The following is a 1,290-nucleotide window of genomic DNA, read 5'->3' on the forward strand; positions in this document are numbered from 1 at the left end:
TTGACCTGGGTGTCGATGCGGCCGAGGTAGTCGAGGGTGCCGTCGGGCAGGCGGCGGGCGAGGTCGCCGGTGCGGTAGAGGCGGGAGCCGGGGGGGCCGTAGGGGTTGGGGATGAAGCGTTCGGCGGTGAGGGCGGGGCGGTTGAGGTAGCCGCGGGCGAGTGAGGTGCCGCCGATGTGGATTTCGCCGGGGACGGTGGTGGGGGTGGGGTGGAGGTCCTCGGTGAGGACGTACATGGTGGTGTTGGGGATGGGGGTGCCGAGGGGGATGAGTTCGGTGGTGGTGTGGGGGTGGACGGGTTCGCCGCTGTTGCCGATGGTGATCTCGGTGGGGCCGTATTCGGAGGCGAGGGGGGTGCCGTCGGGGCCGGCGAGGTGGTTCCAGCGGGTGGCGAGGCTGGCGGGGAAGGTGTCGCCGGCGGCGATGACGAGTCCGGCGAGGTCGTGGGCCTGTTGGGGGGTGAGTTGGTGGGTGAGGAGGTCGAGGTGGCCGGGGGTGAGTTTGATGAAGGTGTAGGGGGCGTTGCGGGCGAGGGTGCGGCCGAGTTCGGTGGGGTCGGGGTCGGCGGGGATGAGGTGGACGGGTTGTCCGGTGATGAGGGGGGTGAAGAGGTCGGGGATGCCGAGGTCGAAGGAGATGGAGGAGAAGAGGGGGGCTCCGGTGGTGCCGTGGGGGGCGTAGGAGCGGGTGGTCCAGTTGAGGTAGTTGGCGAGGCCGTGGTGGTGGATCTGGACGCCCTTGGGGCGGCCGGTGGAGCCGGAGGTGTAGATGACGTAGGCGAGGTTGTCGGGGTCGTGGTGGGTGTCGAGGGGGGTGGTGGGGTGCTGGTCGGTGGGGTTGGGTTGGTCGAGGGTGATGAGGGTGGTGTGGTCGGAGATGGTGTGCAGGGTGGGGGCGTGGTGGGTGGTGGTGAGGATGGTGGTGGCGTGGGTGTCGTCGAGGATGTAGGCGAGGCGTTCGGTGGGCAGGGCGGGGTCGAGGGGGAGGTAGGCGGCGCCGGTTTTCCAGATGCCGAGGAGGGCGGGCAGGAGGTGGTGGTCGCGGTCGAGGGCGACGCCGATGAGGGTGTCGGGGCCGGCACCGAGGCTCTTGAGGTGGTGGGCGATCTGGTTGGCGCGTTGGTCGGTTTCGCGGTAGGTGAGGTGCTGGTCGCCGATGATGACGGCGGTGGCGTCGGGGGTGGCGGCGGCCTGGCGTTCGATGAGTTCGATGGTGGTGCCGGTGGGCCACTGGGTGTCCGGGCCGGCGGCCCACTCCACCAGCAACCGCTCACGCTCCGCATCCGACAGG

The 1,290-nt window shown here is 70.4% G+C and carries 1 protein-coding gene; it reads right to left on the bottom strand.

Translation table 11 applies throughout. From position 1 onward, the window contains the following. The coding region (locus ACZ55U_RS39075) for an amino acid adenylation domain-containing protein (RefSeq protein ID WP_465534408.1) at window positions 1-1,290 on the bottom strand (1,290 nt) is incomplete at both ends.

This window comes from Kitasatospora sp. NPDC034533 (assembly GCF_055575155.1).